General features: G+C 38.2%; 23 protein-coding genes. 11 read left to right on the top strand and 12 right to left on the bottom strand.

Translation table 11 applies throughout. The annotated features are described in order from the left end of the window. The first annotated feature begins 99 nt into the window (after positions 1–99). The 5 genes from abc-f to A3223_RS09340 all read left to right on the top strand — a co-directional run bounded on the left by abc-f (position 100) and on the right by A3223_RS09340 (position 7564). Complete coding sequence (abc-f, locus tag A3223_RS09320) at positions 100–2031, top strand: ribosomal protection-like ABC-F family protein (RefSeq protein WP_084110072.1); 1932 nt, start codon at positions 100–102, stop codon at positions 2029–2031. A 1-nt stretch (position 2032) separates the two neighbouring features. After that, on the top strand, positions 2033–2467 hold the full coding sequence (locus A3223_RS09325) for a hypothetical protein (RefSeq protein ID WP_084110073.1): 435 nt from the start codon (positions 2033–2035) through the stop codon (positions 2465–2467). 73 nt (positions 2468–2540) lie between these two features. Beyond that, positions 2541–4052 (top strand): DKNYY domain-containing protein, encoded by a 1512-nt coding sequence (locus tag A3223_RS09330; protein ID WP_084110074.1) that lies wholly within the window; start codon positions 2541–2543, stop codon positions 4050–4052. Further along, positions 4052–5497: a DKNYY domain-containing protein gene (locus tag A3223_RS09335; RefSeq protein ID WP_084110075.1), complete on the top strand. Its 1446-nt coding sequence runs from the start codon at positions 4052–4054 to the stop codon at positions 5495–5497. Before A3223_RS09330 ends, A3223_RS09335 begins: the two co-directional genes overlap by 1 nt. A 126-nt stretch (positions 5498–5623) precedes the next feature. After that, positions 5624–7564: a BCCT family transporter gene (locus tag A3223_RS09340; protein WP_084110076.1), complete on the top strand. Its 1941-nt coding sequence runs from the start codon at positions 5624–5626 to the stop codon at positions 7562–7564. Between the two features lie 356 nt (positions 7565–7920). Here the strand turns inward: A3223_RS09340 and modD are convergent, their stop codons facing one another. The 10 genes from modD to A3223_RS09390 form a co-directional block, all read right to left on the bottom strand. Continuing rightward, positions 7921–8754, bottom strand: a complete 834-nt coding sequence (modD, locus tag A3223_RS09345; protein WP_084110077.1) for a ModD protein — start codon at positions 8752–8754, stop codon at positions 7921–7923. Position 8755: 1 nt separating this feature from the next. Further along, entirely contained in the window at positions 8756–9013 is a 258-nt protein-coding gene (locus tag A3223_RS09350) for a helicase (protein WP_141081812.1), read from the bottom strand. Between the two features lie 12 nt (positions 9014–9025). Next, a complete protein-coding gene (locus A3223_RS09355; RefSeq protein WP_257639287.1) occupies positions 9026–10489 on the bottom strand; it encodes an alanine/glycine:cation symporter family protein in 1464 nt (487 codons plus the stop codon). A 14-nt stretch (positions 10490–10503) separates the two neighbouring features. After that, the gene (locus A3223_RS09360; protein WP_084110080.1) at positions 10504–12579 is read right to left on the bottom strand and encodes a heavy metal translocating P-type ATPase; all 2076 of its coding nucleotides are present in this window, start codon (positions 12577–12579) and stop codon (positions 10504–10506) included. Then, positions 12563–12886, bottom strand: a complete 324-nt coding sequence (locus A3223_RS09365) for an oxidoreductase (RefSeq protein WP_084110081.1) — start codon at positions 12884–12886, stop codon at positions 12563–12565. Before A3223_RS09365 ends, A3223_RS09360 begins: the two co-directional genes overlap by 17 nt. Next, on the bottom strand, positions 12886–13200 hold the full coding sequence (locus A3223_RS09370; RefSeq protein ID WP_084110082.1) for a hypothetical protein: 315 nt from the start codon (positions 13198–13200) through the stop codon (positions 12886–12888). The genes A3223_RS09365 and A3223_RS09370 overlap by 1 nt, the downstream gene beginning before the upstream one ends. A gap of 9 nt (positions 13201–13209) precedes the next feature. Further along, the gene (locus tag A3223_RS09375; protein ID WP_257639288.1) at positions 13210–13521 is read right to left on the bottom strand and encodes a hypothetical protein; all 312 of its coding nucleotides are present in this window, start codon (positions 13519–13521) and stop codon (positions 13210–13212) included. Positions 13522–13552: 31 nt separating this feature from the next. Then, positions 13553–14203, bottom strand: a complete 651-nt coding sequence (locus A3223_RS09380; RefSeq protein ID WP_084042189.1) for a ferritin-like domain-containing protein — start codon at positions 14201–14203, stop codon at positions 13553–13555. Next, complete coding sequence (locus A3223_RS09385) at positions 14196–14519, bottom strand: HMA2 domain-containing protein (protein ID WP_021091233.1); 324 nt, start codon at positions 14517–14519, stop codon at positions 14196–14198. The genes A3223_RS09380 and A3223_RS09385 overlap by 8 nt, the downstream gene beginning before the upstream one ends. A 101-nt stretch (positions 14520–14620) precedes the next feature. Further along, positions 14621–15067 carry a Fur family transcriptional regulator gene (locus tag A3223_RS09390; RefSeq protein WP_054196789.1) on the bottom strand — a complete coding sequence of 149 codons (447 nt, stop codon included), beginning with the start codon at positions 15065–15067 and terminating at the stop codon, positions 14621–14623. A 150-nt stretch (positions 15068–15217) separates the two neighbouring features. On the opposite strand from A3223_RS09390, the gene A3223_RS09395 reads away from it, so the two are divergent. Continuing rightward, positions 15218–15427, top strand: a complete 210-nt coding sequence (locus tag A3223_RS09395; RefSeq protein ID WP_002942234.1) for a hypothetical protein — start codon at positions 15218–15220, stop codon at positions 15425–15427. 91 nt (positions 15428–15518) lie between these two features. On the opposite strand, the gene A3223_RS09400 is transcribed toward A3223_RS09395, so the two are convergent. Then, entirely contained in the window at positions 15519–16181 is a 663-nt protein-coding gene (locus A3223_RS09400; RefSeq protein WP_084110084.1) for a lipid-binding SYLF domain-containing protein, read from the bottom strand. A 117-nt stretch (positions 16182–16298) separates the two neighbouring features. Between A3223_RS09400 and A3223_RS09405 the strand changes: the two genes are divergently transcribed. Together A3223_RS09405 and A3223_RS09410 are read left to right on the top strand one after the other, a co-directional pair. Beyond that, the gene (locus A3223_RS09405) at positions 16299–16907 is read left to right on the top strand and encodes a trimeric intracellular cation channel family protein (protein WP_084110085.1); all 609 of its coding nucleotides are present in this window, start codon (positions 16299–16301) and stop codon (positions 16905–16907) included. Beyond that, complete coding sequence (locus A3223_RS09410) at positions 16904–17890, top strand: SAM-dependent methyltransferase (protein ID WP_084110086.1); 987 nt, start codon at positions 16904–16906, stop codon at positions 17888–17890. Before A3223_RS09405 ends, A3223_RS09410 begins: the two co-directional genes overlap by 4 nt. Here A3223_RS09410 and ybaK read toward each other — a convergent pair. Further along, positions 17879–18361 carry a Cys-tRNA(Pro) deacylase gene (ybaK, locus tag A3223_RS09415; protein WP_084110087.1) on the bottom strand — a complete coding sequence of 161 codons (483 nt, stop codon included), beginning with the start codon at positions 18359–18361 and terminating at the stop codon, positions 17879–17881. The two genes, A3223_RS09410 and ybaK, sit on opposite strands and share 12 nt — an antisense overlap. A gap of 58 nt (positions 18362–18419) precedes the next feature. On the opposite strand from ybaK, the gene fliL reads away from it, so the two are divergent. From fliL to A3223_RS09890, 3 genes are all read left to right on the top strand, one after another. Then, on the top strand, positions 18420–18956 hold the full coding sequence (fliL, locus tag A3223_RS09420) for a flagellar basal body-associated protein FliL (protein ID WP_084042196.1): 537 nt from the start codon (positions 18420–18422) through the stop codon (positions 18954–18956). After that, the gene (acpS, locus tag A3223_RS09425) at positions 18953–19297 is read left to right on the top strand and encodes a holo-ACP synthase (RefSeq protein WP_084110088.1); all 345 of its coding nucleotides are present in this window, start codon (positions 18953–18955) and stop codon (positions 19295–19297) included. Before fliL ends, acpS begins: the two co-directional genes overlap by 4 nt. Before the next feature lie 144 nt (positions 19298–19441). Beyond that, positions 19442–20269, top strand: a complete 828-nt coding sequence (locus A3223_RS09890; RefSeq protein ID WP_084110089.1) for a polyribonucleotide nucleotidyltransferase — start codon at positions 19442–19444, stop codon at positions 20267–20269. Positions 20270–20286: the final 17 nt, after the last annotated feature.

The following is a 20286-nucleotide window of genomic DNA, read 5'->3' on the forward strand; positions in this document are numbered from 1 at the left end:
ATTTTCCTTAATTATTTTAAAATTTTGGCGATTATAGCCAAAATTAGGTTTTAGCTCCCTTTTGATATAATCGCGAGAAATTTAAAAAATGAGAGAAAAATGGCATTAATCGACCTGATAGACGTAAGTAAAAAATTTGGCGCAAATGAAATTTTAAACGCTGTAAATTTTAGTGTAAATGAAAATGAAAAAATAGCGATCATCGGTAAAAATGGCAGCGGTAAAAGCACGCTTATGAAGATCATCTCTGGTGAGGTGGCAGTAGATAGTGGTAGGCGCATAGTGCAGAGCTTAATAAGCGTCGAGATGCTAGCACAAACTCCAAATTTTAACGCAACTTTTACCGTAAGGCAGGCGCTAAATAACGAGCTAAAAGAGATATTTGACGCGATAAGCGAATATGAAAAGAGTGGCGTCCTGCTAGCAAACGACCCAGAAAACAAAGAAATTTTAAAAGAGCAAGAGAGGCTTTTAAAGTTTATAGAGGCAAAGGACGGCTGGAATATCGAGCACAAGATCGAGCGAATTTTGCAAGAATTTAAGCTAAAAGAGTATGAAAATAGACCCATTTGCTCGCTAAGTGGCGGCGAGATCAGACGCGTGGCACTGGGTGCGCTCATCCTTAAAAAGCCTGATGTGCTGCTACTTGATGAGCCGACAAACCACCTTGATGTTTACATGGTCAAATTTCTTGAAGATATGCTAAAGAGCTCAAATCAAAGCATAGTTTTTATAAGCCACGATAGGTATTTTATCGATGCGCTCGCTACTAGGTGCGTTGAGGTCGAGGATGCAAGCTTAAAAAATTTTGAGGGCGGATATGCAAACTATCTAACCAAAAAAGAGGAGATTTTGGCAAGCCTTGCAAAGTCGCATGAGACGCTGCTAAAACAGCTAAAGGCTGAAGAGGAGTGGCTAAGGCGTGGCGTAAAAGCTAGGCTAAAGCGAAATGAGGGCAGAAAAGAGCGGGTGCTTGCTATGCGCGAGGAGGCTAAGAAAAACCCAGGCGTGATAAGGCGCGTGAGGCTTGAGCTAGAGCGTGCGAGTAAAAATTTCAACCAAGTGCAGAGCCAAAACCGCAAAAAAATGCTCTTTGAGTTTAAAAATTTAAGCAAAAGTATAGACGGCAAGGTGCTTTTTGAAAAATTTGACGCAAGGGTCTTGCAGGGCGAGAGGATCGCCATTGTGGGGCGTAACGGCAGTGGCAAAAGCACGCTGCTTAAAATTTTGCTAGGGCTTGAAAAGCCAAGTAGCGGCGAGATAAAAAGAGGCGAGGTAAGTATTGGCTACTTTGATCAAGCTAGAAATGTTCTTGATGATGACAAGAGCCTTATAGAGACATTTTGCCCAAACGGCGGCGATCACGTGCTGGTGCGTGGGCGAAATATGCACGTCTATGGCTATCTTAAAAATTTCCTCTTTCCAAAGGAATTTCTAGATAAAAAGATAGGCGTTTTAAGTGGCGGCGAGAAAAACCGCGTCGCGCTTGCGATGCTTTTTACTAAAACTTACGATGTGCTGGTGCTTGACGAGCCGACAAACGACCTTGACATCGCAACTATCAACATTTTAGAAGACTACTTGCAAAGCTTTGAGGGGGCTATCTTGCTAGTTAGCCACGATAGATATTTTGTCGATAAGATGGCAAATAAGCTTTGGGCGTTTGAGGGCACAAAGATAAATGTCTTGCATGAGGAGTATAGCGTCTATTTGGAGCTTGAAGATGAGATGAAAGAGCTTGATAAATTTGAAAAAGAGCTAGCAAATAGCCAAAACGAAGCCAAGCAAAAGAGCAAAACCGGCGCAAAACTAAGCTACAAACAAACGCAAATTTTAAACACATATCCAGATAAAATTTCAGCCCTTGAAGCAAGAGTGGCCGATCTAAATGAGGGGCTTAGTGATCCAAAAATTTATCAAGAAGTGGGGCTAACTAAGCTTTATGAAGAGCTAGAAAGTGCAAAAGCCCAGCTTGAATGCCTAGAAAATGAGTATTTTGAAGTTTTAGAGATCGCTGAGGAGCTAGAGTAGCTTGAAAAAGATCGGTAGGATAAGCGCGCTAAATACGAGAGTTGTTAGGCAAAATTCTGTTGTAAGCCTTAGCATTATCGTTGATAAGATGAGGTTTAGTGAGACATTTTCGCCTAAAATATATAAATATGAAGTGGGCGACCTAGTCCGGATAAAATATAAAAAGGTTGGATTTTTAAATAAAATGGAAACCATTTGGCTCATCGCAAAAAACAGCGAAGAGTCAGGGCTTTTTGCAAGGATTAAAAATTTATTTTTTATGATTATGTTTTTTTGCTTTTCTCTTTTTTTGTTGATGGTGATTTATTATGGGGTTTTAAAGAATTTTAGTATTATTGGAGCTATTTTAGCGTTATATACTGTTTGGCTATTAAATACAGTAGTCAGAGTAGTATATTATCAGTTTTTGATTTTTAGATATTTTATATTTGGATAGAACTTTGAAATTTAAATGTATGAAAGGTTTGCGGCTTGATGAGGTCGCTAAATTTGTTTGAAACGAGGCTAAAATGCTAAAAAAACATCCGCTAATCTCTGTAGTGATCGCCATTGTTGTGATATTTTTTGCTGTCTATTTTTTTATCTTTGGGTTAGTTTCTATTTTAGATGACGACATTGGCGATAGTAAAGAGTTAAATAATAGCTTTTTTTACGTCAAAGATGACAAGGTCTATGCCATGGTGCCAAGTGGGGGTAAATTTGAGCTAATAGGCGTGAGGGCCAGCAAATTTAGATACATTGATACTGGCAAATACGACAATAGAAACGTTGGCGCTAGCGATGAGGCGGTATATTGCGGCAACCTCGTGATGAGCGGGCTTGATCCAAATGGCGTTAGAGCGCTTGGCAATGGCTATTTTGGTGATGGCAAGATAACATATTTTTGCGATAGCGTAAGCGAGACGAACCTCGAAATTTCCGCACTTAAAGAGTTTTGGGACATCTTCTCGCACAAAATGTTTAACACCCCAAAAGCGCAAACTCATATCTATAAATTTAGGCAGGTTGATAACGCAAATTTAGCAGCGATCTTGGGCTTTGGCTACGCGAGTGACGGAGTAAAGGTCTATCATGAGGGTAAAGAGCTAGATGGCGCAAATGCCAGCAAAATGCGATATATCGAGCAGGTATCTGGCAGAAAGAGCGTGCATTTTACGACTGACGGAGAAAATGTCTATTATGACAGCACAAAACTAGGGATCAAATTTAGCCCGCAAATGCGTGATATCGGTGAGATATGGCGCATTCACTATCTTTATGAGCCAAATTCTGGCATGGTTTATGCAAACGATCACGAATTTGACCCACAATTTGCCCCATACGAGCCACTTTTTAACCTAAAAGATGAGCACTCCTATCATGCGCTCTTTCGTGGCAAAGGTGGGATCTATCACTGGGAGCGAAAGTGGCAGTGGTATAACAGCATAGATGAGGGCGAGTTTGTAAGAGATGGCGACGATCCTTTTAAAGGCGAAATAACGCCGCTATATGGCGACGTGGTGATAAGTGATGGCAAGACATATTTTCTAAAAACCTATGAAATTTGGCACAACACGAAAAATGACCACAGCCTAAGCTCACGCCACACGTGTATCGTAAGGCTTGATACAAAAGAGCAATGGCGAAAGATCGGCTTTGTAAGAAACGATGGCTACGGAGCGGTCTATGCAAACGGCGATAAGACATATTATTTTGATAACGTCGGCTACGGCTGGCATTTTAACAGCAGCGTTTATGATATAAACGACCTTGGTGTGGTTGAAATCCTCACTCGTCCTTATGGTCCAAATGTTAAGAATTTAAAACTAGATGAGATAGTAAAAATGGTAGATCAAGGCGCTATGACGCCGACTGAAGGCGAGGTGGTGATCGATGCGATAAGCGACTTTGATGATTACTCGCAAAAATATGCCTACTGGATATTTTTAGCCATTGCATTTATAGTCTCGGTGGTTGGCGCTATTTTTAAAAACAAAAAGCAAAAAAGTGGGCTTAAAAAAAGGGTGGATGACTATAGATAATGAGAAAAATTACTATTAGATTTGTTTATTTTTTAGTTATCTTGACGCTATTTTATGTTTTGGCGATGCTTTATCTATGGCATGAGGGCGAGTATCAAAGAGGCTTTGCAAACATTGATAATAGCGAGTTTTACCGCTCGCCTGAGGGTAAAATTTACGTTCAAATTTCAGGTAGTGGCAAGTATGAGCTAAAAGGCGTCGATGAGGCTAGTTTTATGGTCTTAAAGCTAAAACACGCATACGACTACTCAAACGTAGCGGCTGATAAAAATAGTGTATATTGCGCTAGAGAAATTTTGCCAGGACTTGATCCAAAAAGTGCCAAAGTGCTTGGCAATGGCTACATAAGTGATGGCAAGATAAGCTATTATTGCGCTACTAGAAGCGAGAAAGAGCCAGGATTTAGCGAATTTAGTGCCATTATGAAAAGTGTCGCTCACGCCTTTATAAAAAGCTACGATGATAGCCCTTATTTTTACAGGACAAAAAGGGTTGAAAGCACAAATTTAGAGCCTATCTTTGACACTGGCTTTGCAAGAGACGGAGCTACGCTTTACTATAAGGGCGAAAAGCTTGACGCAGATCCTAGCGAGCTAAGATACATCACGACAGAAAATGGCGCTGCTAGCGGATATTACACAGATGGCAAAAGCTTGTTTATGGGCTTTTATAGGCTTGATGCAAGCTACTCAGATGAGACGCGCCGGATATGCTACGATGCTAAGCACGATATAGAATATCTTTTTGAGCCAAAAAGTGGGGCGGTGTTTGCAAATGAGCTCAAATTTAGCGCTCAAAATATGCCTTATAGCGCCATTTATAGCGTGGATAACGTGCACTCTTTTTGGCCACTTTTTGCCAGCAAAGATGGAATTTACTTTTGGGATGGTAGTAAAAACGAACAAACTAAAATTTCAGACTACCAGCTAAAAGGAGAGCTAAAAAGGCTCTATGCTGACGTTTTTGTAGATGAAAATTCAGCATATTTCTTGCAGCAAGGTGAAGAGTGGCAGCGCTCAAAGCACGGCAGACACTTAGTGGCGCAAACAGTCTCTTTATATAAATTTGCCCCAAGTAGCTCTTGGCGTGAGATAGGGCTGGTAAAAGATGGCGAGTATGGCGCAGTATATGCAAACGGCGATAAGCTTTATTTTTTTAGTAAGATAAAGCCATTTTATGGTATAAAACATAGCGTTTATGAGGTGGCGGGTCCTAGCGCCATAGAAATTTTAACAAGGCCGTCTAAAGAGCTTAGCGCAAAAGATATCAGCGATATGATAAAGCGTGGCGAGCTAGTGGAGGCAAGCGGCGAAGAGGTCGCAAGATCTAGGATAGAGTATGACTCGCCAAAGATCATTTTGTATATCACATTTTGCATCGCTTTTGTCGTCATAGTGCTAACAACTCTTGCAAAACCAAAGAGAGATAAAAGCGACTTGAGATAAATTTCAAAGTGGCTATTTTTGGTGGCTAAAGCTTAAAATTTCATAAAAACTTTAAAGAGAAAATTTGACCTATTTACTCTTTTTTGTTAGTTTGGAAGGAAGCTGAAATTTACAAAAAGGAGAAAAATGTTTAAATTTCAAAGGTCAAAATTTAACAATTCGGTATTTATCCCATCGCTTGTTGTCATATTTTTAATAACGGCATTTGCAGCGATATTTCCAAAATTCTCAAATGAGTTTTTTAAAGGCATGCAAAACTACATCGCGGCCAAATTTGGCTGGTTTTACATCCTGGCCGTCGCCGTCATACTTCTAAGCATCATCATCCTTGGCTTTAGCAAGCTTGGTGAGATCAAGCTAGGAGCCGATCACGTAAAGCCGGAGCACAAAAATATCTCGTGGTTTTCTATGCTTTTTGCCGCCGGCATGGGCATCGGGCTTGTGTTTTTTGGCGTGGCCGAGCCACTCATGCACTATCTAAACCCGCCGGTCGGCGACGCGCAAACTATCGCAGCGCAAAAGCTTGCGATGAATATCACCTTCTTTCACTGGGGTATGGGCGCATGGTCGGTCTATGCTATCGTGGCGTTAATTCTTGCCTTTTTCTCGTATAGACACGGCTTGCCGCTCACGCTTAGATCGGCGTTTTATCCGATAATCGGCGATAAAATTTACGGCAAGATAGGTAGCGCCATCGACACATTTGCCGTCGTGGCGACGCTATTTGGCGTGGCGACATCGCTAGGATACGGCGTACTTCAGGTAAATGCCGGCCTTACGCACGTTTTTGGCCTGCCGACCATGCATATTACGCTTCTAATAGTGCTTTGTTTTGCAGCGACCATATCAGCGGCTAGCGGCGTAGATAAAGGGATTAAAATTTTATCAAACTCAAACATCGCGCTAGCCATATGTTTTATGTTTTTGATACTATTTTTAGGCGATACGACGCAGCTTTTAAAGTCGTTTGTGCAAAACAGCGGCGACTACGTATCGACGCTCATCTCAAACACATTTAATCTCTACGCCTACGAGAGGCAAAACGAGAGCTGGCTTGGCGGCTGGACGCTGCTATACTGGGCTTGGTGGCTATCTTGGTCGCCGTTTGTGGGGCTATTTATAGCTAAAATTTCAAAGGGTAGGACGATAAGAGAATTTGTGATCGGCGTGCTTCTGGTGCCGACGGGCTTTACATTTGCTTGGATGAGCTTTTTTGGCAACTCGGCGATTGCCTTGGTACAAGGCGGCTTTAGCGAGCTTGCCAGCACGGTAAATTCTGACTCGGCCTCGGCGCTCTTTATGTTTTTAGAAAAATTTAGCTTCTCAGGCGTGCTAAGCACGATCGCGGTTTTTATGATCGTCATATTTTTCGTCACTTCGGCCGACTCAGCGGCGATAGTTATAAACATGCTTTGCTCAAACGGTAAGGACGATACGCCGGTTTGGCAAAAGGTCTTTTGGGGCGTTGCAGTGGGCATCGTAGCGGCATTTTTGATGCTAGCTGGCGGACTTGCCTCACTTCAAGCGCTTACTATCACCACAGCACTGCCATTTGCGATCGTGCTACTTGGCGCTATTTATGGGCTATTTAAGGCGCTACGTGTGGATCTAACCAAAAAAGAGACAAATAATTTTAGTAACATGCCTCTTAGCGATCTTTCAAAGCCATGGCAAGAGCGCCTAAGTGCGATCATCACGCTTCCAGGCAAGAAAGATGGCAAGAAATTTTTAAACGAAGTCGTGCTAAAAGCGTTTAACGAGCTAAAAGAGGAATTTGCTAAAAACGGCCTTGAAGCAAAGGTCACAAATGGCGAAAATTTTGTAAATTTAAACGTTGGTCTTGGCGATGAGATGGACTTTAGATATGGCGTCTATCTCACCAAAAGCCAGAGCCCAGACTACACCAGAGAGCTTGACGGCGATGATCTTTACTATAGAGCTGAAGTCTATCTAAAAGAGGGCGGTCAGGACTACGACGTGCTTGGCTGGAGCGAAGCCACGCTGATAAATGACGTCATCGAGCAATACCGCAAACACATGCAGTTTTTACACGTCGTGAGAGAGTAAATTTGAGTGAAATTTGCCTGGAATTTGAAAATTTCTAGGCAAATTCTAAATTTTACTCACTCGTTATCGTTTGTTACTGAATTTAAAAGCATGATATACTTGTTTGTAAATTTTAAAATTTAATTGAATTTATGCACGTGGTGTAAAGCAAGATATGAGTGTCCTTATTTTTTAGAGAAAACAAATTAGAAAATTTAACTTTATTAGTTTGTATTTTTGCTTGTAGCTATGAAATAAATTTGAAATAAAAAATGTTAATTTTTTGTTGCGTATCGTTCAAATTCCAGAGCCAAAATGCATTTTCTGTAAATTTTTAACTTTGATAGATGTTTTGCTGTATCGGTCATTGTAAAAATTTATAAAATCTCAAGTCTGGTGCTGATATCAGCAACGCCTTTTGAATACATCGCTGATGTTACTATCGCATCGGCATTTGCGTAATCTTTTGCATTTGATAAATTTATACCACCGGCTGCTAGGATAATGGTATTTGGCGAAATCTCATCTCTTAAAGAGAGTACATTTTCGATGAGCTCTGGACTAAATTTATCGCACTGCACGACGTCGCAATTTGCTTTTAAAAGCTTGCTTACTTCGTCTAAATTTTCAGCTTCAATGCATACTTTTCGCTCAGCCATTTTTGCTTTAAACTCTGGCAAATGCGATAAAAATTTATCAAAGCTACCGTAGGCTTTCATGTGGTTTTTAAAAAATAAAATACTATCGCTAAGCCCAAGCCTATGGATGCCACCACCGCCTTCAAGTACGGCTTTTACGCAAAATTTCTTAGCAAACGGAAAACTCTTTCTAGTTGCCAACACTTCACATTTTTCATTGACGTACTTTGTGGCATTTACCATTTTATTTGTATAAGTTGCGATGGCACTGGCATATTCTAGTGCGACTTGAGCTAGTTTCCAAGCTTTATGCACATCTTCGTAGCTGCCATAAATTTTTATGATCACATCGCCAGCCTTGCAAATTTGAGAATTTTGCAGAAAAATTTCACTCTCACACCCAAGTAGCCTTGCAACACTTGCGGCCACATCAACGCAGCTAACACAAATTTCATCGCGTGAATAAATTTCAAGTGAGGCTTTTTTATCGATATTTTGAAGCGACGTAGTAAGATCAAAGTAAGGTATATCTTCGTTTATATAGCTTAGAATTTCTGCGTCGCTAAGTATCATTTTATGCCTTTTTTGCCTCATTTTTTGCTTTTATTATCATTTTTTTAAAGATTCCATTGTCATAAAGCCCAGCATGATAAAGAGCAAAGGAAGTAAATGCAATGCCTGAAACTGTGTGTAATTTTTTCATACCTCTGCTATTCATGCAAAGTGCCGTTAAGCAAACTGTCGCTAAAGTAACGCCCATACCGACCTTTGCTACCTTTCTGTGAGTATTTATGTCAAGTAGTTTACCACTTATTTTTGTATCGTTTTTCAAATTCTTCTCCATTTAGTTTTTATTCCAGCAACTTGTATTTTTGATGCCAAGACTTTCTGGGTCAAATTCTGGATTTTGCCCAGCTTTTCTTTGAGCTTCGTAGTCTTTGACTGCTATTATCACTACTTTTGAAAGTAAGAATATAGCGATGATGTTGATAGTTGCCATTGCAGCCATTGTGATATCAGCGATATTCCAAGCGAGCTTTAAATTCATCTGAGCACCAATAAATATCATAACGACAGCTGTTATCTTAAATAGCAACGTAAGCTTGTGGTTTTTGGTTAAAAATTTCATATTTGCCTGAGCGTAGTAGTAATTGCCAATAAGTGAAGTGATGGCAAAAAGTACAACTGCAAGAGTGGTAAAATGAACTCCAAATTCACCAAAATACTCTTTCATTGCAGCTTGAACGAGAGGAAGGGCGGTTAGCACCTCACCACTTGAGCCAGTTTGTTTCGTAAGATAGGCCTGTGAAAATAGCACGATCATACCAGAAGCGATACATATCGTCATGTCTATAAAGACTGCCATTGCTTGAACTAGGCCTTGTTTTACTGGGTGGCTAGTATGTGCTGCGGCTGCTGCGTTTGGAGCTGAACCCATACCAGCTTCGTTCGAGAAAAGGCCTCTTTTGATACCTATTACGATCACGCTGCCGGCAAATCCACCAAATATCGCTTTAAAATCAAAGGCATTTTCTAAAATCATCTTAACAACATCAGGAATTTCTTTGAAATTTAAAATGATAGCGATAAGCGCTAGCGAGATGTAGGCAAGTGCCATAAACGGCACGATGTATGAGCTTACTTTGCCGATGATGTGACTTTTGCTAAAAAACATTACTGCTGCAAATGCCGTAAGTATAAGGCCGATGCCAACAGGTAGACCACTTTGTGCAAAGCTAACGTTGCTACCAGCTTTGTCGTAGTAAATTTCAAAGGCTGATGTCATAGTGTAGCTTTGAAGGCCGTTAAAGCCGTACGCGTAGGTGATGATGAGAATCACCGCAAAAAGCGAAGCTAGCCATTTTATGCCAAGACCATTTTTGATGTAATAAGCTGGACCGCCTTTAAACCCAAAAACGTCTTTTGTCTTATAAATTTGTGCAAGTGTGCTCTCTATAAAAGCCGAAGCTGATCCTAAAAAAGCCATCAAACACATCCAAAAAAGAGCACCAGGACCGCCTGCGGCGATAGCAGCTGAAATTCCAGCGATATTGCCTATGCCAACGCGCGAAGCAGTCGAGATCATAAGTGCTTGAAATGGCGTTAAATGGTGCTTATTATACTTGTCCTTTTTTTCTACTAAGACTCTGCAAGCCTCAAAAAACATCCTAAACTGCACAAAACGAGTCAAATAACTAAAATAAATTCCCGTAGCCACAAGAATAATGACTAAAAAATATCCATATAAAAAGTCGTTGGCTACGTCCATTTTGCCGTTTAAAAAATTTAAGAAACTATCAAGCACCATCTACCCTTTCAAATTTATTTTGATTTGAATTTTACGCCCTTCATTGAATTTAATAAAAGCCAAATCGTTGTGCCATTATGAAGCATGGCAGTTGCTATTGGATTTAACATGCCAAGTGTTGCTGCACTTAGTATAGCTGTGTTTACGCCAACGGTTGAGCGGAAATTTGAGCTAATTAAATCCATTGTTTTATTTGCTAGCTCTTTTACAAGAGCTACGCTCATGATATCGTCTTTTAAAAGACTTATATCAGCCGTCGCTTTAGCTATATCAGCACCTTTGTGCATGCTTATACCCACATTTGCCTTAGTTAGGCTTGGAGCATCATTTATGCCATCTCCCACAAAGGCTACTTTTTTGCCCTCGCTCTTTAGCTCTTCGATGATAGCTGCTTTATCTGTTGGTAAGCACTCCGCATAGACCCTATCAAGTCCTAGCTCGCGTGCCACCTCTTCAGCCTTGCTTTTGATGTCACCACTTAGCATGACGACCTCTTTTACGCCAAGGCTTCTTAGCTTTTTAACCATATCTTTTGCATTTTCTCTCATATCATCTTTCATAGCGATGACGCCGACTAGCTCTTTGTCGTATCCAACGTAGAGTAAAGTTAAGCCACTATTTAATGCTTTACTTATTAAAGCTTCATGAGCCTTAAAGCTTATCATCTCGTCATCTTCTAAAAAGTGTCTACTGCCGATAACTACCTCTTTGCCGTGCATCGCAGTTTTTACGCCATGAGCTACGATAAATTCAACTTCATCGTGATGAATATGGTGGAAACCACGCTTGTTTGCAGCTTCAACTATTGCTTCAGCTACTGGATGAAAGTAGTGCTCCTCGGCACTTGCAGTTAAATTTAATATATCATTTTGAGAAAAGCCCTCTTTAAATGAGTAAATTTCAACTACACTTAGGCGTCCATGTGTCAGAGTGCCAGTTTTGTCAAATACAAAAGTATCAACTGAGCTTAGAGCCTCGATCGCCTTTGCGCCTTTTACAAGAATGCCATTTCTGCCTGCTTTTGAGATACTTGATTTAAAAGCAACTGGTGTAGCAAGCTTTAATGCGCAAGAGTAGTCCGCTTGAAGTACACTAGCAACGCTATTCATATTTTTATTTATAATGTATGAAAGTCCAGCAAGCGAGAGCGTAACAGGCACAAGTTTATCAGCTAGTTTTAATGCTTTTACGCCAATGGCTGATTTTTCATTGAGTGAAGTTTGTATGTACTCTTTGATCCTAGCTGTTGCTGTATCACTACCTACATTTTCAGCCCAAATTTTTATCCTACCTTCATCAACCACGGTGCCACTTATAACACGGTCACCTCTAGCTTTTGGTATAGGTTCAGCCTCTCCGGTCATTGAGACTTGATTTACATCGGCGTTACCTTCAACGATATAACCATCAACGCCTATCGTCTCACCAGCTCCAACTACTACGATGTCGCCCTTTTTTAAATTTTCGGTTTTTACTTTTTCAAGCGTCTTTTCACCATTTAAATTTCTCTCGACCCAGACTTCTTCGATATTTGGTTTTGCTAGCTCTTTGATGAGATCATCACTTCTGTGGCTAGCACTTTCTTCCATATATTCGCCGATATTTATCATCAAATTTGTGCTATTTGCTGCTAAATGATCGCCCATTGCTAGGCTAGTACCAATGGCAGTTGCCTCAAGTACTTTTGAAGTGACGCCCTCATGCCTTAGCTCTTTTGCACCTTCTATTAGATTTGGAGCTGTGGCGTAAAGAGTCACGGCTGATTTTAGAGTTTTGTTACTCATAAATGGCGTTATGCCAAGTGCAGCAGCAGCCTTATAGATATTTGCCTTGCTTGGCAAATTTGGATCTTTTGCCTTTGTTGGAAATTCATAGCTCTTGATAAAGTTTAAAATTTTATCGTAGTTTTTATCGTATTCAACGATAATGCTTTTTGCGTATTTATTTACACGAACACTTAGTGCATCAGTTCGCTCTGAGATCGCAGCCTCGATAGCGCTGACGTCGCTTCTAGCGTTTAGGCTCTCGCAAATAAACCTCGCTCTATTTTTACTCTTGTGAGCTAGAGTGATCTTATTTTTGTGAGTCAAGTTCTGCTTTGACATCTTCAAAACGCTCTTTTAGTTCTTCTATGCCAGCATTTATAAGCTCGCCACCTTTGATAATCGCTTTAAATACGCACTCTTGCGCTTTTGGATTAGTCAGTACATAAGCTGCGATACCACCTAAAACTAGACCTTTTACAAAGCCAGCAGCATTAAAATTTTCAGGTACAAATGGTAAATTTTGAGCTGCATTGTTTATTGCATTATCGATTGCGCTTGGCTGAGTAGCTGCTGCATTGTTAGCCGCAGTTTCACTTGTTACGTTTTCTTCATTGATGTAAGGGTTATTCATTATTTACTCTCCAATTTTATTAGTTTTTCTGCTATCAAAAGACCGCCGATGCCAGCTGCTGTAAAAGCTGCTGCATTTAGATATTTTTTTTGTGCTATTAAATTTGAAGCATGAATACCAACAGCGCCTACAAAACCACCTGTTACAGCGTATTTTGCTATCTTTTTAGCAACATCTTTTTTAGTTACTCTATTATTTAGATAGTCGCTAAAGCCAAGTGCAGCTGCACCCATGCCAGCGATTAAAGCACCGCTGATGAAGTGATCAAATGGAAGTCTTGTGCTTGAAAGTGTAAAAAGACTATTTTCTTGCATTCTCTATCCTTAAGCTATATCGTTTGGTGTGATAGCTTTTGGAGCAGCTGGCTTTTTAGCGCGTAGTTTTCTTGTTTTCTTTACCACTTTTTCAGTCTCTTTTTCTACTTTTTTAGTACCACGTTTTGCTTTTTTTTCTTCTTTTACTATAAAGTCTTTTGCATCTTTTGCAACACTTTTACCTTTTTTGTAAAGATCTTTTGCGGCCTCTTTGCCTTTATCAAAGCCATCTTGGGCATACTCTTTGATCTTATCTCTTTTATTCCAAGCAGCTATTGCTAAACCGCCTACTGCTAAACCTGCTAAAAATGGTAATGCCATTTTAAATCCTTTCTTTGTTTGATTTTGTAAATTATTCATTTTCTTCATCCTTATTAAAATTTTTGCTAACTACTGAAATGCCTAATGCCCCAAGCGCAAGCCCGCTAAAAAACGAGAAATTTGGATTATTGGTTATCTTTGCTAACTCGCTTTTATCAGCCTTGCCACTTGCGATATTTTGCAAGCTTTTAGTTATCTCATTAAAGTCATTTTGATAGTTTTCTAAAATATTTGTTATGCCATTTTGCTCAAAATTTTGTGAAATTTCATTTAAATTTAGCTCATTTTTTATTTCACAGCCACTATAAATTTCTTTTAAGCGTTGCTTTAAAGAGGCGACATATTCGTTATTTGAAGTAGCCCAAAGTCTAAAAAATAGATCTTTTAGCTCTTCATCATCTAAGCTTTCACAAAATTTTTCATACATTTTATTTAGCTCTAACTCATAGTTTAAAGCTTGTATCAGCGCATCTTCTTTATTTTTTGCCGGCAAAAATATAGCTTCATTTTCGCAAGCAAGCTCATAATCATGTGTGCTCGCAAATTTTTCTATCAAGATGATTGCATTTTTTCTGATATTTGCGATCTCGTTAAAAACATCACCAAATGAAGCTAAATTTTCATATAAGCTAAGTGCGTTCTTTTCGCTGGTATATGATGCATTTAAAAGTTCATTAAGCATATTTCACTTCTTTTGCAACCTCATTTACCCTAGTTGAGATCTCTTCTAAATTTTGCCCTTTTAAGAGATCTTCCCAAAGGTTTTTTGGAAAAATTTCATGATCATATTCGATCGTTACAGAGCCGATTAGCTTGTTAAATTTTACATTTTTTATACCATTTATCTGAGCTATCACATCATCTAAGCTAGCTAAATTTACGCTACTGCTTAGCTCTTTTATCTTTGGACTAACTCTTACTCTTAGTCTGCCGTTTGTGTGAGCTATCATTGAAAAATAGCTTGCAACTTGTGCTAAAGTTTGTGTTTTTATATCCATTTTCATCCTTTTTTTAATTGTGTATTATCTATTTCATAGCTTAAATAAATCTGAAATTTTTTTGTCTTTCATTATCAAAAAGTAAAATGAAATGATAAAATTTAATTTCCATTTTTTTCTTGACAATCACTGCAAATACCATAAAGTATCATCGTATGCGACTGCTCGCTAAAATTTTTTTCTTTACAAATTTGCTCTTGCCTTTGCTCTATCATCTCATCTTCAAAATCAACTATCTTTTCACAAATTTCACATATCAAATGATCGTGCGAGGATTTTAAATTTAACTCAAATTTCTTTACTCCATTTTCTTCAAAGCAGTTTGCAAGATGATGCATTTCTAGAAAATTTAAAAACGAGTAAATAGATGTCATTGAAATTTCATTCTTGTGTATTTTGTAAATTTCTGAAGAAATTTCTTGAGCACTTAGATGAGAGTTGCTAATGAAAAGTACATGCAAAATTTGTTCTTTTAACTCTGAGCTTTTCTGCCCAAAGGCTTCTAAAAACTCTTTAAAATGCTTATAAAATAGTTCAAAATTATCCACAAAAACCTAACTAAAATGATAATGAATATAAGGATTTTACAACTTTACTTATAAAAAAAGCATAAAATTTCTTACGAATTTCAAGTAAAGTATTTTATAAGATTGTTTTGGTATAGTGTCGCATTTTTTAAATCAAAATTAAGGAATAAAATGACTTACGACGAGCTTGAATTAGACGCCGTTTTGTTAGAGGTTTTAGAAAATAGAGGCAGTTTTGATTCTATGGACGATGAGGAGCTTTACGAGCTTATCGAACAAGTTGCACAATATACAGATGGCGATTACGAAGAGGCGTTTGAGTATATGACTCAATTTTCTCCAATCCCTAAAAAACGCTTTGTTTCACTATTTATGGTTTAGCAAAAAGCTAAGCCATAACTTCTATAAAATTAATCAAAAAAGTAAAAATAAAAAGAGCTCTTGACCCACTTAATGAGTCAAGGAATTTGAGCTATAAGAAGTATTTTGAGATTATTTCTTTAAATTTTATTGTGTATTTACTAGCTTTTGGACTATTGTTGTAGATATTTTCAAAATCATACATTCGCTCATAGTAATCATTTGTATCTTGTCTATTTATTTTTAGCCTTGCCACATCTAGGCTAACTCCCACAAAAGCACCACTTGTCTTGCCACGCTCCTCAGCAAATGCTGAAATTTCAGGCAAATCACTTGTGATCGCTACTTCATTACCAACGCCACCAGTTGCTTCTGCCTTTAGGCTGATCGTATCTTTTGCATTAAATAAATTTGCATAAGCTTCTGAATTTTTAAATAAAATGATCATATCAGCTGAGCTGTAACCAAGCTGTAAGCCTATGCTTCCAGATGTATAATTTACAAAAAATGGACTTGACCATTCACCATCATCGTTTTTAGCGATAAATACGCCTTTACCTGTTGAGCCAGTTACAACAGCGCCTGCTTTTGTCACATCAGGGATTATGGCGATCGCTTTTATGCCTTCAAATTTAGTGTTTGGCTTTAAATTTCTCGCACCAAAAGCATTTAAAATATTTATTGCATTTTTTAGCTTTTGATTTTGGATCACATCAGCATTTAAGCATGGCGTGAAAAATAAACTAGCAAGAAATATGATCAATAGTCTTTTCATTAAAATTCCTTCCTTAAATTTTTCGTTATTATAGCCTAAAATAAACTAATGGTAAAAATATTATTAATGATTTTTTATGAGAGTTCATTATAAAATGCGACCTTTTAAGGAAAAAATATGAGTTTAATACTTTTTGTCGAATACGTCGGTATCGCATCAGCTGCACTTAGTGGCTTTTTATTTGCAGTAAAAAAGGAGTGTGACTGGCTTGGAGTCTTTTTGTCTGCATTTTTGACTGCACTTGGTGGCGGTATCATGCGTGATATGCTTGTTGGTAGGGCGGTTTATTCATTTACACACTACATGCCAGTAAGCGTTGTTATTTTTATGTTGATTGTTTCAAGAGTGGCAAATTTACACATAAAAAGAGAAGGTTTGGAGCGAAAATTTGTATTTATCTTCGCCGATGCGATCGATGTTATTTGTTTTTCGATCGTTGGTGCGATGGTTGCCATTGAGTACAACTACAACATCTTTGGTGTGATGATGATCGCCTTTTTTAACGGAGTTGGCGGCGGTATCTTAAGAGATATTTTGCTAAATGAAATTCCATGGTTTTTACGCACCGGACTTTACGGCACGATAAGCCTTGGTGTGGGGCTTGTTTACTTTGTGCTATATCATCTAGGCCTTACCAATATATTTTTTACTATGCTCTTGCTTGCTGCTGGCATAACGGTTAGGATGTTTGCGTTTTACAGAGGTTGGAAGCTGCCTGATCTATGAAATTTAGCGAGTTTTTTGATATCTGGGTCAATGAAAACTACTATAAATTTGGCATAGATATCGGTAAAAAGGGCGATTTTTACACAAATGTAAGCGTTGGCTATCTCTTTGGCGCCTGCCTTGCAAACTACTTTTTAAAGCTGCTTAGAAACGGCGAAATTTCTAGCTCTTGCAAGATTGTGGAGATTGGTGCAAACTCTGGCGATATGCTAGCTGACTTTGCGCAAGGAATTTTTACGCTTGAGCCAGAAATTTTGCCAAATTTAGAGCTTATCATCATCGAGCCTCATGAAATTTTACGTAAAAAACAGCTTGAGACTTTTACAAAACGCTTTGGTGACGAAGTTAGAGTAGGGCACTATGAAAATTTGGGCGAATACTCGTTTGATGAAATTTTTGTCATCTCAAATGAGCTATTTGACGCATTTAGTTGCGAGGTGATAGATGGGCAAAATATGCTTTTTGTGGATGATGATCTAAAATTTCACTGGCAAAAAGCGGATCAAAATTTACTAGCCCTTGCAAAGAAATTTGGCATAAAAAAGGGCGAGATATCAACTAGCTACGCTAAATTTGCACTCCAGCTTGCAAATGCAGCAAAAAAAGTGAGATTTTTAAGCTTTGATTACGGCGAATTTGAGCCAAAAAATGAGTTTAGCCTAAGAGTTTTTAAAGATCATCAAGTATTTTCTTTATTTGAAATTTCAGATCTTGAGCCATATTTTAAAAGCTCGGATCTAACATATAGTCTTTGCTTTAAGCAAGCAAAAGAGGCTTTTTTTGAGGCTGGCTTTAAGATGCTTAAATTTAAAAAACAAAACGAGGCTTTAGTTTGCGATCTTGGTGTGGATGAAATTTTATCTTTGGTGCTTGAAAATGGTAGCAAGCAAGCCTATGAAAATGCAGCCAAACAGGCGAAATTTCTACTCTCGCCCGAGTTTTTAGGCGAGAAGTTTAAATTTATAGAGTTTTTAAAGAGCTAGCCTAGCGATATTGGCAAAACTTGCCTCGCAAGCCTTTAAAAGATCATTTGGTGCTATCTTTATCTGTTTGCCTCTTACTCCAGCACTTACTAACACGTATTCTTGCTCTTTTGCTCGCTCGTCGATGAATGTGGCAAAGTGCTTTTTCATCGCAAGCGGTGAGCAGCCGCCCCTGATGTAACCAGTGATCTTTTCTAAGTCTTTTAAATTTATAAGTTCACAGCGTTTGGCACCACACGCGTGAGCAAGCGCCTTTAGGTCAAGCTCCAAATCGCCCTGCAAGCAAGCAACAACGAAATTTTTAGGCTCACACTCACAAACAATAGTTTTATAAATTTGCTTTATATCTTGCTTGGTGCTAGCTGCTACGTGAATGGCTGAAAGATCGTTTAAATCAACTTCATACTCTAAAATTTCATAATTAATTTTTAGTTTATCTAAAGCTCTGGCAGCATTTGTCTTATGTATCATTTTTTCTCATTTTTGCGAATTTTTTGTATAATTATAGCCAAAACTTAAAGGAGGAAAGATGGCTGAAGAAGTTGAAGAGAAAAAGGCAAAAAAAGGTGGCAATGGTGCATTAATGATAATTATCATTGCGATATTTGTTTTGCTGCTAGTTATTGGAGGGCTAGTCGCGTTTTTGATGCTTAGTTCTGACGAGCCAAAAGAGGCAAACATGATGCAAGCACCAGCTCAGACTCAAACGCAGTCCATGCCAGCTCAAAATAAAGCAAAGCATGGTAGCAACGACTATTCAAATATGGGACCGATATATCCGCTTGATCAGTTTATTGTAAATTTGCTTAGCGAAAATGGCTCAAGATTTCTTAAAACTAAGATCGATATGGAGCAAAGCGATGAGTTGCTAACTCCTGAGCTTGATAAGAAAAAGGCACTTTTAAGAGATATTATCATCAGAACACTTTCATCAAAAACTTACGAAGAAGTAAGCACCGCAAAAGGCAAAGATAGGCTAAAAGACGAGATCGTGGGTAAGTTAAATGAAGTGCTAAATGATGGCTACATCAAAAACATATTTTTTACTGATTTTGTGGTGCAATGATAGGTATTGATATCATTAAGATAGATAGAATTTCTAGACTTAAAGCTCGTTATGGCGAGCTTTTTTTAAAAAAATTTCTTAGTGATGACGAGATCGCGCTAGTAAAAAATGATGCGACTTTGGCTGGATTTTGGGCGGCCAAAGAAGCAGCTAGCAAAGCTCTTGGTGTGGGCATCAGCAAAGAGTGTGGCTTTTTGGACATTGAGCTTAGCAAAGACGCAAAAAACGCACCAAAGATAAAATTTAGCCCAAGAATTTATACAAATTTTAATATCAAAGAAGCAAGCCTTAGCATAACTCACGATGGCGGATTTGCCGTAGCTGCAGTGATGATTGTCTAAAATTTATGCATTTTTACAAAGCTTTTTAATATCTTTTAACTACTTCTGATAAATTTAAAAAACGTATTTTTATAAAATTTTTTAAAGAAAAGACGATATCTTTAATTAAGGTTTAATGGAACTAAAGAGACTAAGGATAGTAAAATGCGAATTTCTAATAACCTCCCAACTACTAACTACCTCTCAAGAGAGAATATGGCAAGAGAGATGGGCTTTAAATTTAACGATATAAACGAGATACTTAGTAACGATATGGGTTATGGTATGACATTTCCTAAATACGCAAGGCTTGATAGAAAAGCTCAAGCTGCGTCTTATGATAGACATATATATCCACTATCTGGCTTTACAAAGGGTGATGAAGCAAAAGTCACTATCATAGGAAAGCTTAGAGGTTATGATCCTAACTTTACAAGCGAGCAGCTATCAGATCTTAAAAATTTCATAAATGAAAGTAAGGGTTTGTTTGTAGAGTACATACAAGGTCAGCAAGCAAAACCAGACAATGATAAGCCAAAAATTTTAAGAGATACCCCATATACTGTAAATGAATTTTTAAATGAATATCGTGGCGATAGCGATTTGCTATTTATGCAAAACTCAAGGACTATTGATATGCTTGATAGCGATATGAGCGTTGATGAGTTTAAAGAGGAGTGGGCTAAATATGTATTAAAAGAGCGATTTGATCTAACTTTGTCTAGTGAAGATGCTAAAAATGCTGTCAATATATTAAAAGAGCTAAACGAAAAAGGTGTTCAGAATATAGATAATCTTGAAAAAGAAGACAACGCCAAAGAGAAGAAATTTACACCTATACAAGTTACTAAAAAATCTCAAACCTATAAGTTTGAAGCCGATGAGAGATTTAAAGAGCTTTATAAATTTATAAAGAGTGAATTTGATAGTGGTAAGAGCATGTTTGAAATTTTAGAAAAAGTTGCAAAGCTTAAAGTGGATAAGAAGGCATAGGTATTTTATAAGCAAAG

The sequence above is a fragment of the Campylobacter concisus genome, assembly GCF_002092855.1.
Lineage (GTDB): Bacteria > Campylobacterota > Campylobacteria > Campylobacterales > Campylobacteraceae > Campylobacter_A > Campylobacter_A concisus_AI.